Below are 1,081 nucleotides of genomic sequence, written 5' to 3' on the forward strand. Positions count from 1 at the left end.
CCCGCTCGTTTGGCGCGTTAGGTGGGGTGCCGCGTCGCGGCATCTACGACAACATGAAGACAGCTGTCGACAAGGTCAACAAGGGTAAGGGCCGCACGGTCAATGCCCGGTTTGCCGTGATGTGCGCACACTACCTGTTCGACTCAGACTTCTGCAACGTGGCCTCCGGCTGGGAAAAAGGCATCGTCGAAAAGAACGTCCAGGACAGCCGGCGACGCATCTGGCTCGATGCTCAAGATTGTATGTTCCACACCTTTGAAGAACTGAATGTCTGGCTCGGCCAACGCTGTCGTGCGCTCTGGAGCGAGCTGCTTCACCCGCAGTACAACGGGCTGACGGTAGCGGACGTCCTGGAACTGGAACGGGTGGAAATGATGCCAATGCCCACGGCCTTTGACGGCTATGTCGAACGCACTGTGCGGGTCTCCAGCACCTGTCTGATCAGCGTGACGCGAAATCGCTACTCGGTGCCGTGTGAGCGGGTCGGTCAGTGGGTCAGCAGCCGCCTGTATCCCTCCCGGGTAGTGGTCATCGCCGATGAAACGATGATTGCCAGTCACGAGCGCCTCTTTGATCGAGACCAGGTCAGTTTTGACTGGCAGCATTACATCCCACTCATAGAACGCAAGCCCGGAGCGCTGCGCAATGGCGCTCCGTTTGCCGATCTGCCGAAGCCGTTGCAACTGCTAAAGCGCGGTCTGAGGCGTCACACCAACGGTGATCGAGTCATGACGCAGGTACTGGCTGCTGTTCCCATCGCCGGGCTCGATGCCGTGTTGGTGGCTGTGGAGTTGGTACTTGAATCAGGCAGCTTGAGCGCCGAACACATCCTGAATGTCCTGGCTCGACTGACATCGACAGCCGCCCCTCCGTCCGCCGAAACCAGCCTTCAACTCAAGATAGCGCCTGTCGCCAATACGGCACGCTACGACCGGCTCCGTACCACCGATGAGGAGACTCGCAATGCGTGATCTTATGGCGGAACTCAAAGAACTGCGACTGCATGGCATGGCCAGCGCCTGGGAAGAGCTGGCCTCGCAAGGAGAATCCTCAACGACCTCGTCGAAATGGCTGCTCGAAC

The 1,081-nt window shown here is 59.2% G+C and carries 2 protein-coding genes; both read left to right on the plus strand.

Annotated elements, in window-relative coordinates:
- A partial coding sequence (locus PMI22_RS20810) for a Mu transposase domain-containing protein (protein ID WP_007944383.1) occupies positions 1-971 on the plus strand: 971 nt, incomplete at its 5' end.
- A partial coding sequence (locus PMI22_RS31310; protein WP_007944384.1) for an ATP-binding protein occupies positions 964-1,081 on the plus strand: 118 nt, incomplete at its 3' end. The genes PMI22_RS20810 and PMI22_RS31310, both read left to right, overlap by 8 nt.

Origin of the sequence: Pseudomonas sp. GM21 (genome assembly GCF_000282215.1) — a bacterium.
In the GTDB taxonomy this organism is placed as follows: Bacteria; Pseudomonadota; Gammaproteobacteria; order Pseudomonadales; family Pseudomonadaceae; genus Aquipseudomonas.